Raw genomic sequence first — 17,101 nt, 5'->3', positions numbered from 1 at the left:
GATCAGGCCTTGGTCGATGGCGCCTTGTTGCGTTCCAGCAGCGCCTTGACCGTCGCGTCGTTGATCTTGCCGCTCGGCTCCTGGCCGATCGACTTCTGGAAGCTCTTGATCGCGGCAACCGTCTTGGTGCCGAGTTCGCCATCCGGCTGGCCGGCGTCGAAGCCGTTATTGTTCAGGATCGCCTGAATGTTGCGGATCGCCCGCTTCATGTCGACGCTGGAGGTCTTGGTGGCGGTGCCGGCCCATTCATCCGGAACCTCGATACCGTTCGACTTGTTGTCGAGCGGCTCGGCCTTCCAGAGATCCGCCTTGGCGCGGGCCTTCTCCAGCTGATCCGGCTTCATGGCATTGGCGACTTCGTCACGCTTCTGCGAAGCGTCCTTGTCGCCGCCCTTGGCCGCGATCGCGAACCACTTGTAGGATTCCGTCAGGTCCTGCGGCACGCCGTTGCCACGGGCGCACAGGATCGCCAGGTTGAACTGGCTGTCGGTGATGCCGAGATTGGCGGCCTTGGTGAACCAGTTGGCCGCTGCCGAATAATCCTGCTGTCCAAGCGCGCCGGAGGCGTAGAGCACGGCGAGATTGTGCATCGCGTTCGCGTTGCCCTGGTTGGCGGCCTGTTCGTAGAACTGCTTGGCCTTGTTGGCGTCGCGGGCAACGCCGGTGCCCTTTTCATACATGCTGCCGAGGCGGTACTGCGCCGGCGCGAAGCCCTTGTCGGCCGCCATTTGGTACCAGTTCAGCGCCTGGTTCGGGTCGGCTGTCACGCCGGCACGTCCATCGCTGTAGCGCGCGCCGATTTCAAATAGCGCCAGCGCATCGCCTGATTTCGCGGCATCCGCAAGCGACTTCGGCTGGATCGTGTCGGGAACGGCGATCTCGGGTGCCGCTGTGGCCGGTGCGGTTTCGGCCGCCGATGGTGCCGCGTTGTTGGCGGTGAAGGCGGACGTATCCTGCGGTGCGCCCGAAGGTGCGAGCGCGCCATTGCCGCCAAGCAGTTCGGCTTCGGTCAGCCGCTCAGGCGCTGCCGGCTCGGTTGGCGCTGGTGCGACATTGGCCGTCACCGGCGGGGCCGGCGTCGAGACAGCGGGTGCCTCAGGCGCTGCCGCGACGGGTGCGGACGTTTCGGGCGCGGTTTCGCTATCGGCGGGCAGCGTTGCGTTCTGTCCATCGGTGATCGTTGCCACTTCGGCGGTCGGGGCGGGCGCGCCCGAGGTCAGCGTGCGGGCCAGCGGGAAGGCCATGATCGCCAGAAGCACAGCGCCGACGGCAAGCAGGATCGGACGGCGGAAGCGCGAGAATGCGCTGCCCTTGCCTGCATCCTTGGCCGGATCCTTGATCTTCGCCTTCTTCTCACCCTTCACCGACCCGGCCTTGCCGCTGGGATCGACTTCGAGAGCCGCGGCCTGCGCCGCACGGCGGGCAGCCGCAATATAGTCGGCGCGATCCGTGTCGCTTGCCGGCTTGGGATTGGTGCGGGCTGCATTCTGGCTGGCGCGCACGCGCTCCAGGATCTTCTTGACGTCAGGCGCACCGGAGCCCGGCTCCAGCGGCTCGTTGGCGGCTTCCGGCGGCATCACGTCGACAGGGTCGATCGACGGCGACGGGTCGATGACGGCGCGTTCGCCGGTCTTGGCTTTCTTCGACGGCAGCAGGCGCTTGCCGAGGCTGACGAGCAGGCTTCCCTTTGCGGCGGCCGCGGCAGGCTTGCTGGCGGCCTCGATGGCAATGGCGCTGGTCTCGGATGCGGCGATCGCCGGTGCGGCCGGCTCAGGCGCGGTCTCGGCCTTGCGTACTGCTTCGGGTACGCGGGTGCCGAACACGGCGGGCTTCTCGATCTCCTCGGCGCCGGCATCAGCCATCGCGTAAGGATCGACGTTGAAATCGACGTCTGCGGTCGGCATCCGCGCCGGAGGGCGGGCGGTGCGGCTTTCCATGTCGTCGAGCCGGTCGGCGATATGCACCAGCGTTTCGTGCAGCGCTTGGAAGGTCTTGTGCGTGCGCTCTTCGCCGCTGCGGCTCAGATCCTCGAGATGGCGGAGATCGGCAGCAAGCGCATTGAGCGCCGACATATCGACGCCGGCGCCACCACCCTGCAGGGCGCCGTTGCGCGAATAGGCTTCGACGACCGCTTCGGCGGCCTGGCGGGCGGCTTCGACGATATATTCGTCGCTGGTCGCCATATAGTCTTCGATCGCGCCCATGCGGCGGTCGAAATCGATGGCGATCTCGGTGCTCGGGCGCGGCTCGCTCATCAGCGCGGAAAGATTGGCGATCTGGTCTTCCAGATTGCGCAGCGCGTTGGCGTCGGTCGCCGGTGCCGCCGAGCTCTCGTCGAGACGGGCGGCGATATCGCTCAGCCGGTCCTCGATGCGCAGGAAGGCTGCGTCGTCGACCGGGGTCTGCATCGCCTGCTGCGGCTGGAATTCCATCTCGTCGATACGGCGAGCGAGATAGTCGAGGCGCTGCGCCAGCGCGTCGTTGACGGCGCCATTCTCGAGCGCGTCGATCTTGCGCGAGATATCGGCAAGCGCGCCGGTCAGTTCGGGCTGCGGTGCCGCCCGCTGGCTCTTTTCGAGCAGGAAGGCCAGATGTTCGAGCCGCTCGTCGAGGCGCGACGTGGCCTCGGCATTGGCGACTTCCTCGACACGGGCCGTGAGCGCTTCGAGCCGTTCGGCAAGCCCGTCGGCCGGGTTGGCGCGGCTTGCCACGCTCTGGCCCATCAGCTCGATCTGGTCGGCAAGGCCGCTCAACCGTCCCTCGAGGCGGTGCATGGCAACCGGGTCGCCCGATGTCGCGGCGCGGCCGGTCGCGGCGATCGCGCGGCTGATTTCATCCAGACGGCTGTCCATCGACGCGAACTGCTCGGACATCGCCCGGTCATGCGGCTGGATCATGCTGCCGAACTGCTCCATCGCCGTTGCGATGGAGATGAGCTTGTCTTCGAGCGCCTTGACGGCCGGGCTCTCGCCCATGCCGCCGATATGGCGCTTGATATCGTCGAGGCGATAGGCGAGCGCCACCAGCTCTTCCTGCAGGCCGGATGTGTCGAGCGCGTGCAACTGGTTTTCGAAGCCGTCCCAGCGCTGGTCCATGTGGCGCAGCGAATCCTCGCGCGCCAGCCCGTCCATCAGCGAGCGCAGGTCTTCGAATTCGCTGCGCAGGCCATGGGCCTCCGACGTTTCGGAGCGAGCGGCCAGATGGTTGATGCTGTCGGCAAGCCGGCTCATGTCGGCATGAATGTCTTCGGCGAAGGGACGATCGGCGGCGGTTACCTTGATCTCGCGCAGTTCGCCGCGCAGCGCATCCATTTCGCGGGCGACGCCCTCGGAGATGTCGCGCTTCAGATCCTGGCGCAGGCTGACGAGCGTCTGGGCGATTTCCGTCATCGTGTCTTCGGCACCACGCGGATTGGCGACAGGAGCCTGTGGCTGCTGAACGGCCGCGCGCGGCTGCGGCGCCGGCGTATGTGCGGGAGCCGGCTGGGCCGCATAGGCCGTCGCCTGCTCGCGGGGTGCGTAAGTGGTGGTTTCACGGGCGGCACGCTCGCGGCTGGCGTCGAGCATGCGCTGGCGCTGGCGGATCTCGGCGAGCGGATCAGGACGCGGCTCGGCGGCAGCGTAAGGCGCTCGCGGCGTGTAAGTGGCGGGGGCGGGGGCGGGGGCGGGGGCGGGTTCGCGTTCGGGCGCCGGCGGGCGATTGCGCTGTTCGCGCACTCCGCTGCCGATCAGGCCTTCGATCCGTGCTTCCAATCCCTCGATCGTACGGTTCAGCGCGTCAAGCGACGCCCTGTCGGAAGGCCGGGGAGAATGTGATCGCGATCCGTTCATCTTCTTGCTCGCTTATCTGTTCGCACCCTCGTCAGGGCCGATCATTGGCTTTTCCGTCAGAGCCGCAACGAATGCGGATCAGAGAGCATCGTCCATGAGAGGATAATCAATTAGGCTTTCCTCAAGCTGTACGTGTGGCGCGCATCCCATAAAACGCGAGACTTGAAAGAAGGAATGCAGGACACCAATGCTCAAACGTCACCTTTCACGGAACGTGGTAAACAACCCGTTAACCGGTGTGGCGATTTTTTAACTTTTGTGGCTGTCGAGACGGATTTCGTGCCGAAATCGGCCTTCTAATGTACAAGCGGGTGCAAGTGGATACCGCCGCTGCAGCGATATAGCTGACGACAGGCAGGACGACGCGAAACGCTAGATCCGGCGCGCCTTGATTGTGTTCATCACGAAGCTCGTCTCGATCGTGTCGACGCATTTCAGCCGCGCGATCTTCTCCTTGATGAAGCGCTCGTAGTCATCGAGCCCGGAGCTCATCACCTTCAGCACGTAATCGCGCGATCCGGTGACGAGATGACATTCCAGCACCTCGTCCCACTCACGCACGGCATTCTCGAACATCTGGATCTCGTCTTCATGCTGGCGGCTGAGGCGGATCGAGGCGAGCGCCGTCATCGTCCAGCCGTTGACGGCGGGATCGATCAGCGCCGTATATCCCTGGATGATCTCGGCCTCCTCCAGCCGCCTCAGGCGACGCAGGCAGGCGGAAGCGGAGAGGCCCACACGCTCGGCGAGTTCGTTGTTGGCAAGCCGCGCGTCGCAGGCCAGCTCTTTCAGAATCCGCCGGTCCATCTCATCCGCAACTTTCTGCACGAAATCTTCCCCGCTCTCGCATGATCTTGCTTCCAACATCGCAGCCGCGCTCCAAATAGCAATAACATCAAGTGCATTTCGAGATAATTTGCCGCCATCAATCCATCTTTGAAGCAGGAGACGACCATGACCGCGCCGCATCCCTCCAAGACCCATATCGGCAATCACGCCCTGCATCCCGAAACGCAGATGCTGAACTATGGCTACGATCCCGAACTGTCGGAGGGCGCGGTCAAGCCGCCGGTGTTCCTGACCTCGACCTTCGTGTTCAAGTCCGCTGAGGATGGCCGCGATTTCTTCGATTATGTCTCCGGCCGCCGCGAGCCGCCGGCAGGGCAGGGCGCCGGCCTCGTCTATTCGCGCTTCAATCATCCCAATAGCGAGATCGTCGAGGACCGCCTCGCCGTCTACGAGCGCACGGAAAGCTGCGCGCTGTTCTCGTCGGGCATGTCGGCCATCGCCACGACGCTGCTCGCCTTCGTGCGCCCGGGGGATGCGGTGCTGCACTCGCAGCCGCTCTATGGCGGCACGGAAACGCTTCTTGCCAAGACCTTCCTCAATCTCGGCGTCGCGGCCGTCGGTTTCGCCGATGGCGTCGACGAGAGCTCGGTGCGCGCCGCCGCCGAACAGGCGATGGCAAAGGGCCGTGTGTCGATGATCCTCGTGGAAACGCCTGCGAACCCGACCAACAGCCTTGTCGACGTCGCGATGATGCGCCGGATTGCCGATGAGATCGGTCGGAAGCAGGGCCACACGCCGATCGTCGCCTGCGACAACACGCTGCTCGGCCCGGTGTTCCAGCGGCCGATCGAACACGGCGCCGATATTTCGCTCTATTCGCTGACCAAATATGTGGGCGGCCACTCCGACCTGATAGCAGGCGCGGCGTTGGGCAGCAAGGCTGTGATGAAGCAGGTCAAGGCGCTGAGAGGCGCGATCGGCACGCAGCTCGATCCGCACTCCTGCTGGATGCTCGGCCGCTCGCTGGAAACGCTGCAGATCCGCATGGAGCGCGCCAACAACAACGCGCTTGCGGTGGCCGACTTCCTGCGCGCGCATCCGAAGGTGAAGAAGATCCACTATCTTCCGTATCACGAGCCGTCATCGCCGCTCGGCCGCACCTTCGCCGCGCAGTGCACTGGTGCCGGATCGACCTTCTCCTTCGATATCGAAGGCGGCCAGCCGGCCTCGTTCAAGTTCCTCAACGCGCTGCAGATCTTCAAGCTCGCCGTCAGCCTGGGGGGCACGGAATCGCTCGCCAGCCATCCGGCGACAATGACGCACTCCGGCGTTCCGGCCGATGTGCGTCAAAGGATCGGCGTTCTGGATTCCACCATCCGCCTGTCGATCGGCATTGAGCATCCAGATGATCTCATTGCCGATCTGACCCAGGCTCTGGACGCGGCCTGATCGCCGCGAGCGAGGAAAGGGTGGCGGCTCAGGCCGCCGCCGTTTCCCTCACATCGTCGAGCAGGAAGTGCACGACGACATATTTGGTGGTGAAGTGGCGTCCGCCTTCGGTCACGTTGTCGACCGAGCCGCCATCCGCGGGGTGCCAGGCGTGATAATGCGGATTGGTGGTGATCAGCGTCACCGCCTTGCCGAGGTTTCTGCCGTCGAGCCGGTAGCGCGCTTCCGCCAGCGGCCAGATGCGCTCGTAATCCTCCATCGGAATGCGGACTTTCAACGCCTGCCGGCTGATTGCCTCGCTGCGCGAGCCGTCCTCATGTTCTATCGCGGGAAGATCGAGTGTTACTTCTTCTGCGTTGTCCAGAACGAAGTTGAACTCTTCGGGCCACATCCGTCTCATGAAATCGCTCCTCCTAAGCTTTTTCGTCGGTTAGCCAACGAAGTTTAGCGCGTCTTCGGCAGGAAGCAAACGATACCTGCAGCGCGCCGCTCGGACGGCAGGCCGCCAGCTATTTCAGGAGTGGAATGTCTTACTGCTGCCAGCGAACAGCGACATAGGTGCCATCAGCCTTACCGTCACGCCCGTAGCTTATCTCGGCGCCGAGCGTCGTGCCCATGGCGTTGATCAGCCTCGTGCCAAGTCCGGTTCCCTTCGGACCGACGCTGCGGTCATAGCCGATCCCGTCGTCCTCGACCGAGAGCACCGCGAAGCCATCGTCGGTGGCTTCAAGCACGACGCGCACCTCGCCGGTGCCGGCCGTATAAGCGTATTTCGTCGCATTGGTGACGAGTTCGATCAGGATGACACCCAGCGCGACGGCCTTGTCGGCCGTGGTCGAAATCCGACACAGCTGCGATTTCAGCGTGATGCCGCGGGCGATCGTGCTGCTGCCGTGCAGTTCGGCCAGCAGCGGCCCGAGATAGACGTCGAGCTCGACCTCGCCGATGATCTCCGAGGTGTAGAGGCTGCGGTGCACGCCGGCGATCGCCGTGATGCGGTTCTGCGTCTCGTTGAGCGCCGTCTTCGTCTCTTCGCTGCCGGCGATCTGCATCTGCATGCGGATCATCGCCGAAACCAGCGACAGGCTGTTGGCGATGCGGTGGTTCATCTCCGCAAGCAGCAGTTCGGCGCGCTCCTTGGCGACGACGAGCTGCCGGTCGGCCTCTTCCTTCTCGCTGCGCAGCCGGGAATTTTCCATCGCCTGGTTGAGCGCGCTGATCAGAAGCGGGAAGAAGTCATCCGTCGCCGTCTTCACGACGTAATCCGCCGCTCCGCCCTTCAGCGCCCGGATGGCGACGTCGGCGTCGCTCGATCCGGTCACGTAGAGCACCGGCGTCGGCTTGCCGATTTCGGCGATCGCCTCGAGAAAGTTCAGGCCCGTCTGGTTCTCGAAATAGTGGTCGAGAACCACGGCCTCGAAGGTCTCGGCCGCGAAAAGCTCAAGCCCGATCTCGATTGACGGAGCATGGACGACCGTGAAATCACTGCGCGCAAGCACCCGCGTTGCGAGGCGGGCTAGGGCCGGATCATCATCGACATAAAGGATGCGCACAGATTTTGGCTACTCGTTAGGGGACTTGGATGACGGAGAAGAACAGACCGAGATTGCGGATCGCGGTGGAGAAGCCGTCATAGTCCACCGGCTTGGTAATATAGACGTTGGCGCCCAGATCGTAGCACTTCTGAATTTCGCGCTCGTCGTCGGTCGTGGTCAGGACGACAACGGGCATGCGGCGCGTGTATTCGTTGGTCTTGATCTTCTCGAGAATGTCGAGGCCGGACATGTCAGGCAGGTTGAGATCGAGCAGGATCAGCAGATAGCGATCCTTGCTGACCAACCCGTCGCGATCCGGTCCGAGAATGTAATCGAGCGCGCCCTTGCCGAGCGTGAACGGCACGATCTCGTTGTTGACGCCGGCGCGGCGCACGTTCTTTTCGATGAGACGGGCATGGCCCTCGTCATCCTCGATCATCACGATCGTGACTTCCTGACCGGTCGCTTTCATAGTTCCATACTCCGTACGATTTTGGTGAGGTCCGCGGGCAGCGTCAGAATGAACGTGCTGCCCTGTCCCAGTTCGGATTGGACCGTAATGTCTCCGCCCAAATTTCGGATTAACGAACGCACATGCGCAAGGCCGATACCTTCGCCGCGCTGATCCTGCTCGCCGGCCCGGCGAAACAGCTCGAAAACCCGTTCGAGATCGTTGCTGGCGATGCCGCGGCCATTGTCCTTGACGTCGATCCTGACACGCCCGGGGCCATCGGGATAGGCGTCGACATCGATTTTAAGCGGCCGTCCCGGCATTTGATACTTCACCGCATTGTCGAACAGGTTGCCGAAGATCTGGTCCAGCGAGAAGCGGTCGTTGACGATGTTGCCGATGCGAACACGGGTTTCCGTGGTCCCGCCCGTTTCCACCAGCTGGTGGTGAACGTTGGCGGCAACGGTGTCGATCATCGCCTTCAGGTCGATTCTCTCAGGCTGCAGCTTGCGGCGCCCGTCGCGGGAGATCTTCAGGATCGCGTTGATCAGCGCGTCCATCTTGCGGGTTGACGAGCGGATGAAGCCGAGCGCTTCCGGCAGGTCTTCTTCCACCGCCAGCCGCGCATCCTGGATGTCTTGCTCGCTCAGCGTCTTGTTATCGGCGAGCACATAGGTCGAGACCGACTTCATCGCGGTATCGAGCTCGCTGAGAAAACCCATGATATTGACCAGCGGCGCTCTCAGATCGTGAGTCACGATGTAGGCGAAGCGCTGGATTTCCTGGTTGGCGCGCATCAGGTCCTCGGTGCGCTCGTCGACGCGGGCCTCGAGCCCGACGTTCAATAGCTCGACTTCCTTGGTGGCGAGCGACAGGTCGCGCACGTGCTGTACGATGATCAGGATCGCGCCGCCGAGAACCACCAGAATGGCGACCGCGCCTCCAATCGTGACCAGCTGCAGGGTATTGGCCGCTGAAAGCTGCTTCTCCACTATAACCCGCAGGCGGTTGTCGGTCAGGTCAAGGAAGTCGCCGATGATCGCGCGGATCTTGTCCATGTAGACGAGGCCCGCATCGTCACGAACGATAGCGACGGCTTCCGCCGTCTTGCCTTCGTTCGTCAACGCGACTGTCTTGGCGAGTTCGTTCATCTTGCCGTCGATCGCTTCGTTCAGCGCGTCGAGTTGCATCGCATAGCTCGGCAGCGATTTGACGTTATCGGCCAAGGTCTGGCGGCGCTTCGGCAGGTTTTCCAGCGCTGATGTATAGGGCGCGAGATAAACGATATCGTTCGCCAGCAGATAGCCGCGCTGGCCGGTTTCCGCGTCCTGCACGGTTGTCAGAACGCCGACGATGGCGCTGCGCACGCGGCGCAGCGATGCCGTCTCGTCGGAATATTCGCGGTTCGCCTGGACAAGCCAGAGCGACGAGCCGACGATGCCGAGCAGGATGAGGACACCCACGGCAAGCATGATCAGGCTGGAGCGGAAGAAAGCGGCTGTGGAGGTCATGCGGCATCCGTTTGGATCAGATTTTAGACATGTACACACAGCTGTGTGCGAAAGATAGCACCCTTACAGTGTGTTCCTGCGGCGGTTCCCGTGGCGCACAGGCCTCGTGTGGCCGCCCCTTCGGCTCACAAATTTGCGATGCAATAAAATTTGACGTTTACGCAAACGTCAATATTTTGTAAGACACATGCATAGGCCGGTCCGCCCGGCTGACGAATTGGAGGAATTCGAACGATGCCAGTCTACAAGGCCCCGGTAAACGACACGCTTTTCGTGCTGAACGATGTGCTGGGTCTGGAGCGCTACAACAACCTGCCGGGCTTCGCCGACGCCACGCCTGACATGATCGAGGCGATCTTGGGTGAATCCGCCAAGGTGGCCGAGGAAGTGCTTTTCCCGCTGAACTATTCCGGCGACCAGGAAGGCTGCACGCGCAAGGAAGATGGCTCCGTTTCCACGCCGAAGGGTTTTAAGCAGGCTTACGACGCCTATTGCGAGGGCGGCTGGACGGGGCTTGCCGTGCCGGAGGAGTTCGGCGGCCAGGGGCTTCCCTACACGCTGCACGCCGCCGTTGGCGAATACACCTCGGCCGCCAACATGTCGCTGATGATGTATCCGGGCCTGACACAGGGCGCCATCGCCGCCATCATCGTTCACGGCTCCGACGAGCAGAAGAAGACCTATCTGCCGAAGATGGCCTCCGGCGAATGGTCCGGCACCATGAACCTGACCGAGCCGCACTGCGGCACCGATCTCGGCCTGCTGCGCACCAAGGCCGTTCCGCAAGCCGATGGCAGCTACAAGATCTCGGGCCAGAAGATATTCATCTCTGCCGGCGAACACGACATGTCCGGCAACATCGTCCATCTCGTTCTCGCCCGCATCGAGGGCGCGCCCGAGGGCACCAAGGGCATCTCGCTCTTCATCGTGCCGAAGTTCATGGTCGGTGCCGATGGTGCGGCCGGAGAGCGCAACGGCGTTTCCTGCGGCGCGCTCGAACACAAGATGGGCATCCACGGCAACGCCACCTGCGTGATGAACTACGACGAGGCGACCGGCTTCCTGATCGGCGCCGAAAACAAAGGCCTCGCGGCCATGTTCGTGATGATGAACGAGGCCCGCCTCAGCGTCGGCCTGCAGGGGCTGGCGATCGCCGAGATCGCCTATCAGAACGCCGCCGAATATGCCCGCGAGCGCATTCAGGGTCGGGCGCTGTCAGGCGCCAAGGCGCCGGACAAAAAGGCCGATCCGATCATCGTTCATCCCGATGTTCGCCGCACGCTGATGACCATCCGCTCGTTCAATGAAGCCGGCCGCGCCTTCCTGCTCTGGACCGCGCTGAAATCCGACATCGCCCACCGCGCGACGGACGAGACGGAACGGCAGACCGCCGACGATATCCTCGGCCTCGTCACTCCGATCCTGAAGGGCGTGATGACCGACAAGGGCTTCGACCATGCCGTCATGGCCCAGCAGGTCTTCGGCGGCCATGGCTATATCGAAGAGCAGGGCATGAGCCAGTATGTCCGCGATGCCCGTATCGCCATGATCTACGAAGGAGCCAACGGCATCCAGGCGCTCGACCTCGTCGGCCGCAAGCTTGGCCAGAATGGCGGCCGCGCGGTCATGGCGCTGTTCAAGGAGATCGGCGATTTCTGTGAGGAAAACCGCAGCGACGAGCAGATGTCCTTCTTCACCAAGAACCTGAAGAAGGGCTTGAACGACGTGCAGGCGTCGACCATGTGGTTCATGCAGCATGCGATGGCAAAGCCCGACAATGCCGGCGCCGGCTCGACCGACTACATGCATCTCTTCGGCCTCGTCATTCTCGGCTATATGTGGGCGAAGATGGCCAAGGCCGCCAATGACGGACTGGCCGCGGGAGAGACCGATCGCGAGGCTTTCCTGCGCAACAAGCTGATCACCGCCCGCTTCTTCATGGAGCGGATCATGCCGGAAACGACGCTGCGCAAGGCGCGCATCGAGACCGGCGCGGAAACGATGATGGCATTGAGCGCCGAGGCGTTTTGAGGTTCACGGCCTAACCGCCGCCAGGGAGACGAGACAGGATGACCGAAGTTTTCATTTACGATCACGTCCGCACGCCGCGCGGTCGCGGCAAGAAGGATGGCTCGCTGCACGAGGTGCCGTCGGTGCGTCTGGCGGCGAAAACGCTGGAAGCGCTGCGCGACCGCAACGGGCTGAACACAGAGACCGTCGATGACATCATCATGGGCTGCGTCGATCCTGTCATGGAAGCCGGCGCCGTCATCCCGCGTGGCGCGGCTTTCGAGGCGGGCTATTCCATCAAGGCGCCGGGCATGCAGATCTCCCGTTTCTGCGCGTCCGGCCTCGATGCGGTGAATTTCGCTGCCGCCAAGATCGCCCAAGGCGCCGATGACATCGTGATTGCCGGCGGTGTCGAGAGCATGTCGCGCGTCGGTCTCGGCATGTCGGGCGGTGCATGGTTCATGGATCCGTCGGTCAACTTCCCGGCCTATTTCATGCCGCAGGGCGTCTCGGCCGATCTGATCGCCACCAAATACGGCTTCAGCCGCGACGACGTCGACGCCTATGCCGTCGAGAGCCAGAAGCGCGCCGCCAATTCCTGGGATAAGGGCTACTTCAAGAATTCGGTCATACCGGTAAAGGACCAGAATGGCCTCGTGATCCTCGACCGCGACGAGCACATGCGACCCGGCACCGACATGCAGGCGCTGGCATCGCTGAACCCGTCCTTCCAGATGCCCGGCGAGATGGGCGGCTTCGAGGCTGTCGGCATCCAGGCGCATCCGGAGATCGAGCGGATCAACTACGTCCACCACGCCGGCAATTCGTCGGGCATCGTCGATGGCGCCGCCGCTGTACTGCTCGGCTCCAAGGCCGGCGGCGAGAGCATGGGGCTGAAACCGCGCGGCCGCATCAAGGCCTTCGCCAATATCGGCTCCGACCCGGCGCTGATGCTGACCGGCCCTGTCGACGTCACCGAGAAGCTCTTGAAGCGCTCGGGCATGACGCTCGCCGATATCGACCTCTTCGAGCTCAACGAAGCCTTCGCCGCCGTCGTGCTGCGCTACATGCAGGCCTTCGACATCAACCACGACAAGATTAACGTCAATGGCGGCGCGATCGCCATGGGCCACCCGCTCGGCGCCACCGGCGCGATGATCCTCGGCACAGTGCTGGACGAGCTGGAACGCCGCGATCTCAACACCGCGCTGGTGACGCTCTGCATCGGCGCCGGCATGGGCACGGCGACTGTGATCGAGAGGGTGTAGCCCCCTCATCCGACCCTTCGGGCCACCTTCTCCCCGTGGGGGAGAAGGGAAGGAGCCGCAACGTGGATGATCCTCCTCTCCCCTCGGGGAGAGGGTGGCCGAGCGCAGCGGAGGCCGGGTGAGGGGGCGGTCTGGCACAACAGAGAATTCCACGGGAAGAGGAATCCCATCATGACCACCTACACCAATTTCACCGTCGAGATCGACGCCGATGGCATTGCCCTTGTCACCTGGGATATGCCCGGCAAGTCGATGAACGTCTTCACCTCGGAGGTGATGGACGAGCTGAATGCGATCATCGACCAGACGGTGGCAGACAGCGCCGTCAAGGGCGTGGTCATCACCTCGGGCAAGTCGAGCTTCTCCGGCGGTGCCGACCTCTCGATGATCAAGGCGATGTTCACCTTCTACAACGAGGAGAAGGTCAAGGACCCGTCGACCGCCGCGCAAAAACTCTTCGATCTCGTCGGCCGCATGACCGGTCTGTTCCGCAAGCTGGAAACCTGCGGCAAGCCCTGGGTCTCGGCCATCAACGGCACCTGCATGGGCGGCGCGCTGGAGATGTCGCTCGCCTGCCACGGTCGCGTCGCCTCCAATGCCAAGTCGGTCAAGATCGCGCTTCCCGAAGTCAAGGTCGGCATCTTCCCGGGTGCCGGCGGCACGCAGCGCGTCGCGCGTCTGGCTGATGCCCAGTCGGCTCTGCAGATGATGACGACCGGCCAGTCGCTGACGGCTTCGCGCGCCAAGGCGATGAACCTGATCCATCAGGTGGTCGAGCCGGATCAGCTGATTTCAGCAGCCAAGCAGATGATCAAGGACGGCCTGAAGCCGATCGCTCCCTGGGACGAAAAGGGCTTCAAGGCGCCGGGCGGCGGCATCTGGACACCGGCGGCAGCCCAGCTCTGGCCGGCCGCACCCGCGATCCTGCGTCGCGAAACCGCGGGCAACTATCCCGGCGCGCTCGCGATCCTGAAATCCGTCTATGAAGGCCTGCAGGTTCCCTTCGATACGGCACTCAAGATCGAGCAGCGCTATTTCACTCAGGTGCTGCAGACCACCGAAGCATTCTCGATGATCCGTTCCCTCTTCATCTCCATGCAGGAGCTCGGCAAAGGGGCCCGCCGCCCCGCCGGCATCGCAAAGACGGAGCTGAAGAAGGTGGGTGTCGTCGGCGCCGGTTTCATGGGGGCGTCGATCGCCTACGTGACCGCCGCCGCCGGCATTCCCGTCACCCTCATCGACCGCGACATGGAAGCCGCGACCAAGGGCAAGTCGGTCTCCGAAGGCCTGGTCAAGGACTCGGTCGGTAAGGGCCGCCTGACGCAGGATGAGGGCGCGGCGCTCCTCTCGCGCATCACGCCGTCGGCCGATTATACCGATCTCGCGGACGTAAACCTCGTCATCGAGGCGGTGTTCGAAGATCGCGACGTCAAGAAGGCCGTGATCGAGGCTGTCGAAGCCGTGCTGCCCGAAGGCGCGATCTTCGCCTCCAACACCTCGACGCTGCCGATCTCGGGCCTCGCGAAAAACTCGAAGCGGCCGGTCGATTTCATCGGCGTGCATTTCTTCTCGCCGGTCGAAAAGATGATGCTGACCGAAGTTATCCTCGGCAAGGAGACCGGCGACAAGGCGCTGGCAGTCGCACTCGACTATGTTGCCGCCATCAGGAAAACGCCGATCGTGGTCAACGACACGCGCGGCTTCTTCGTCAACCGCTGCGTCTTCCGCTACATCCACGAAGCCTATGACATGCTGATCGAAGGCGTGCCGCCGGCGATGATCGAAAACGCCGCCAAGATGGCCGGCATGCCGGTTGGTCCGCTGTCGCTCAACGACGAGGTGGCGATCGATCTCAGCCAGAAGATCCTGAAGGCAACCGTTGCCGATCTCGGCGAAGCCGCCGTCGACCCGAGGCACCTTGCGCTGATCAACAAGATGGTCGACGAACTCGATCGCCGCGGCCGCAAGAACGGCAAGGGGTTCTACGATTATCCCGCCAAGCCCGCGAAGAAGTCGCTGTGGCCGGAGCTGAAGACCTTCTATCCGCAGAAGAAGGCCGACGAGATCGATGTCGAGGTGCTGAAACAGCGCTTCCTCGTCACCATCGCGCTTGAAGCCGCGCGCACCATGGAAGAGGGAATCGTTACCGATCCGCGCGAGGCTGATGTCGGCTCCATCCTCGGCTTCGGCTTCGCGCCTTATACCGGCGGCGTGCTCTCCTACATCGACGGCATGGGGCCGAAGAATTTCGTGGCGCTCTGCGAGAGGTTAGCGGCCTCTTACGGACAGCACTTCGCGCCGACCGCGCTGCTCAAGGACATGGCGGCCAAGGGCGAGACTTTCTACAGCCGATTCGACCCTTATGCCGGCGCAAAGGCTGCAGCCTGACCGGCCTTTCCATGCGTATGATCGGGCTGGCTTTTAAGCCTGCCCGGTCGCCCCCAGAATTCATCGATGAATTCATCGATCCGGGCATCTCTGGTCGCTAAAGTTGCCTTGCCAGAGACACAATTACCACGTAAAAGCCTCGCATCGATCTTGCTAGATGAACTTTGTTACGGCCGCTCGTGCTGTTGCTCGCGAACTTCCTCCAAAATCGGTTTCCATCGCATGCTGGCTTTGTTCGGTGTGCACCATCTATGTACGATTTATAAAAGGATATCGTCATGAGCACAGGTACTGTTAAGTGGTTCAACGCAACCAAGGGCTACGGCTTCATTCAGCCGGACGACGGTTCTGCCGACGTTTTCGTTCACATCTCTGCTGTTGAGCGCGCCGGCATGCGCGAACTCAAGGACGGCCAGAAGCTGTCTTACGAGCTCGTTGCCGACAAGCGTTCGGGCAAGATGTCCGCAGACCGTCTGCAGGCTGCTTAAGTTTTCGAATATATCGTCTCCGGTTCGCCGGGACGAATGAAAGGCCGGGTTCGCCCGGCCTTTTTTGTTGCCCGCTTTTCTGGTTCAGGCGGCGATCCGCTGCGCCTTCGCACGATCCGCCCGCAGGCCGAGAAAGCCGATCCAGGTGACGAGAATGATCGCCGTCGCGTAGATATCCGTAGTCAGCTGGTAGCCCAGCGACTTCGCCAGGAACCCGGCGAGAATGGCCGGCAGACTGAAGGCGAGATAGCTCTGGATATAGAAGGCCGACAAGAGTTCGGCGCGCTCGTCCGGCTTGGCAAGCGGCATGATCGTGCCCATCGCGCCCAGGAAGTTCGTGCCGAAGCCGACGCCGGTCAGCAAGGTCCCGAGAAGCAGCAGCGGCACGCTGGCAAGGTGCACGCCCGCAACCACCGTGAGTACGCCGAGCGTTGTCGCCATCGTGCCGAAGGCAAGGTTGCCGTTGGCCGATTTGGTGCGTCTCAGATAGACGGCGACCGCTCCAGAGACCATCAGCGCCGTCACCACCGAGCCGCCCGTCAGCGGCGCATGGCTGCCTGTCGTGCTCACCACCAGCGACGGCACGAGCGAGAGATAGAAGCCACCGAGCGTCCAGTTGGCGATGTTGATCGGCGTGACGAGCGCCAGCGGCCGCCGCACCTGCGGCGGGATGGCGACACGCGGCTTCAGCGACGCCCAGACACCCGGCCGCGTGGATGCGGTCTCGCTGGTTGCCCAGATCGCGCCGGCCTGGATGACGAAGGCGGCGAGCAGGATCGCGTAGACGAGATGTAGCGGAAACGGCGCATACTGGATCAGCGCGCTGGTTCCGAACGCGCCGATCGCCATGCCGGATAGCGGCGCGATCGAGTTCACCAGCTGCCCCTTGGCCTTGTCGACATCGACGAGCGCAGCGCCGATCGAAGCGCCGGCGATCCCCGTCGCCAGCCCCTGCATGATGCGCGCCGCGATCAGCCACGCCGGCCCGCTGGCAACGGCAAACAGCGCCATGGCGATGACCTCGAGCACCAGCGCCGAAAAGATCACCGGCTTGCGGCCGAGATGGTCGGAGATCGAGCCGGCGATCAATAGCGCAAGCAGCAGCGCGAAGGCATAGACCGCGAAGATGACGGTGATCAGCACGGGAGAAACGGCGAAGTTCTCCTGGTAGATCCGGTAAAGCGGCGTCGGCGCCGCCGAGGCGCCGAAGAAGGTGGCGAGCGTCACCGCGTGAAAACGAATGGGGTTTGACTTCGTCTCTATGGATTTGCCGGGCGCGGGCATATATAAGCTCCTTAAAGCTAAGTCTTCGCGTTAGTCCGATGTAGGGCAGGTGCGCGCTAAAAGCAAATAATTTGCGTTTATGGATCGCTCAAAGTTTT

The 17,101-nt window shown here is 63.0% G+C and carries 12 protein-coding genes; 5 read left to right on the top strand and 7 right to left on the bottom strand.

Annotated elements, in window-relative coordinates:
* Positions 1–2: 2 nt before the first annotated feature.
* Together AC1DOG_RS08195 and AC1DOG_RS08190 are read right to left on the bottom strand one after the other, a co-directional pair.
* The gene (locus tag AC1DOG_RS08195) at positions 3–3,830 is read right to left on the bottom strand and encodes a peptidoglycan-binding protein (RefSeq protein WP_477927331.1); all 3,828 of its coding nucleotides are present in this window, start codon (positions 3,828–3,830) and stop codon (positions 3–5) included.
* A gap of 372 nt (positions 3,831–4,202) precedes the next feature.
* Complete coding sequence (locus AC1DOG_RS08190) at positions 4,203–4,637, bottom strand: Lrp/AsnC family transcriptional regulator (protein WP_477927458.1); 435 nt, start codon at positions 4,635–4,637, stop codon at positions 4,203–4,205.
* Between the two features lie 147 nt (positions 4,638–4,784).
* Between AC1DOG_RS08190 and AC1DOG_RS08185 the strand changes: the two genes are divergently transcribed.
* Positions 4,785–6,068 (top strand): cystathionine gamma-synthase family protein, encoded by a 1,284-nt coding sequence (locus tag AC1DOG_RS08185; protein WP_477927330.1) that lies wholly within the window; start codon positions 4,785–4,787, stop codon positions 6,066–6,068.
* A gap of 28 nt (positions 6,069–6,096) precedes the next feature.
* Here AC1DOG_RS08185 and AC1DOG_RS08180 read toward each other — a convergent pair whose 3' ends face one another.
* From AC1DOG_RS08180 to AC1DOG_RS08165, 4 genes are all read right to left on the bottom strand, one after another.
* Complete coding sequence (locus AC1DOG_RS08180; RefSeq protein WP_081619891.1) at positions 6,097–6,468, bottom strand: hypothetical protein; 372 nt, start codon at positions 6,466–6,468, stop codon at positions 6,097–6,099.
* 130 nt (positions 6,469–6,598) lie between these two features.
* Positions 6,599–7,621, bottom strand: coding sequence for a sensor histidine kinase (locus AC1DOG_RS08175; protein ID WP_477927329.1), 1,023 nt, complete (start codon positions 7,619–7,621; stop codon positions 6,599–6,601).
* A gap of 16 nt (positions 7,622–7,637) precedes the next feature.
* Positions 7,638–8,075, bottom strand: coding sequence for a response regulator (locus AC1DOG_RS08170; RefSeq protein WP_018898351.1), 438 nt, complete (start codon positions 8,073–8,075; stop codon positions 7,638–7,640).
* Positions 8,072–9,565, bottom strand: a complete 1,494-nt coding sequence (locus tag AC1DOG_RS08165; RefSeq protein ID WP_477927328.1) for a sensor histidine kinase — start codon at positions 9,563–9,565, stop codon at positions 8,072–8,074. The genes AC1DOG_RS08170 and AC1DOG_RS08165 overlap by 4 nt, the downstream gene beginning before the upstream one ends.
* A 234-nt stretch (positions 9,566–9,799) precedes the next feature.
* On the opposite strand from AC1DOG_RS08165, the gene AC1DOG_RS08160 reads away from it, so the two are divergent.
* From AC1DOG_RS08160 to AC1DOG_RS08145, 4 genes are all read left to right on the top strand, one after another.
* Complete coding sequence (locus AC1DOG_RS08160) at positions 9,800–11,596, top strand: acyl-CoA dehydrogenase C-terminal domain-containing protein (protein ID WP_477927327.1); 1,797 nt, start codon at positions 9,800–9,802, stop codon at positions 11,594–11,596.
* 38 nt (positions 11,597–11,634) lie between these two features.
* Positions 11,635–12,843 (top strand): acetyl-CoA C-acetyltransferase, encoded by a 1,209-nt coding sequence (locus AC1DOG_RS08155; protein WP_111561671.1) that lies wholly within the window; start codon positions 11,635–11,637, stop codon positions 12,841–12,843.
* Between the two features lie 171 nt (positions 12,844–13,014).
* Positions 13,015–15,231 (top strand): FAD-dependent oxidoreductase, encoded by a 2,217-nt coding sequence (locus AC1DOG_RS08150; protein ID WP_477927326.1) that lies wholly within the window; start codon positions 13,015–13,017, stop codon positions 15,229–15,231.
* 278 nt (positions 15,232–15,509) lie between these two features.
* A complete protein-coding gene (locus AC1DOG_RS08145) occupies positions 15,510–15,719 on the top strand; it encodes a cold-shock protein (protein WP_018898356.1) in 210 nt (69 codons plus the stop codon).
* A gap of 84 nt (positions 15,720–15,803) precedes the next feature.
* Here the strand turns inward: AC1DOG_RS08145 and AC1DOG_RS08140 are convergent, their stop codons facing one another.
* Positions 15,804–17,003, bottom strand: coding sequence for an MFS transporter (locus AC1DOG_RS08140; protein WP_477927325.1), 1,200 nt, complete (start codon positions 17,001–17,003; stop codon positions 15,804–15,806).
* Positions 17,004–17,101 lie beyond the last annotated feature (98 nt).

It is taken from the genome of Rhizobium sp. 01N48 (genome assembly GCF_056399145.1).
Note: the sequence above shows the minus strand (reverse complement) of the source record. Positions and strands in the feature narration are given on the sequence as shown.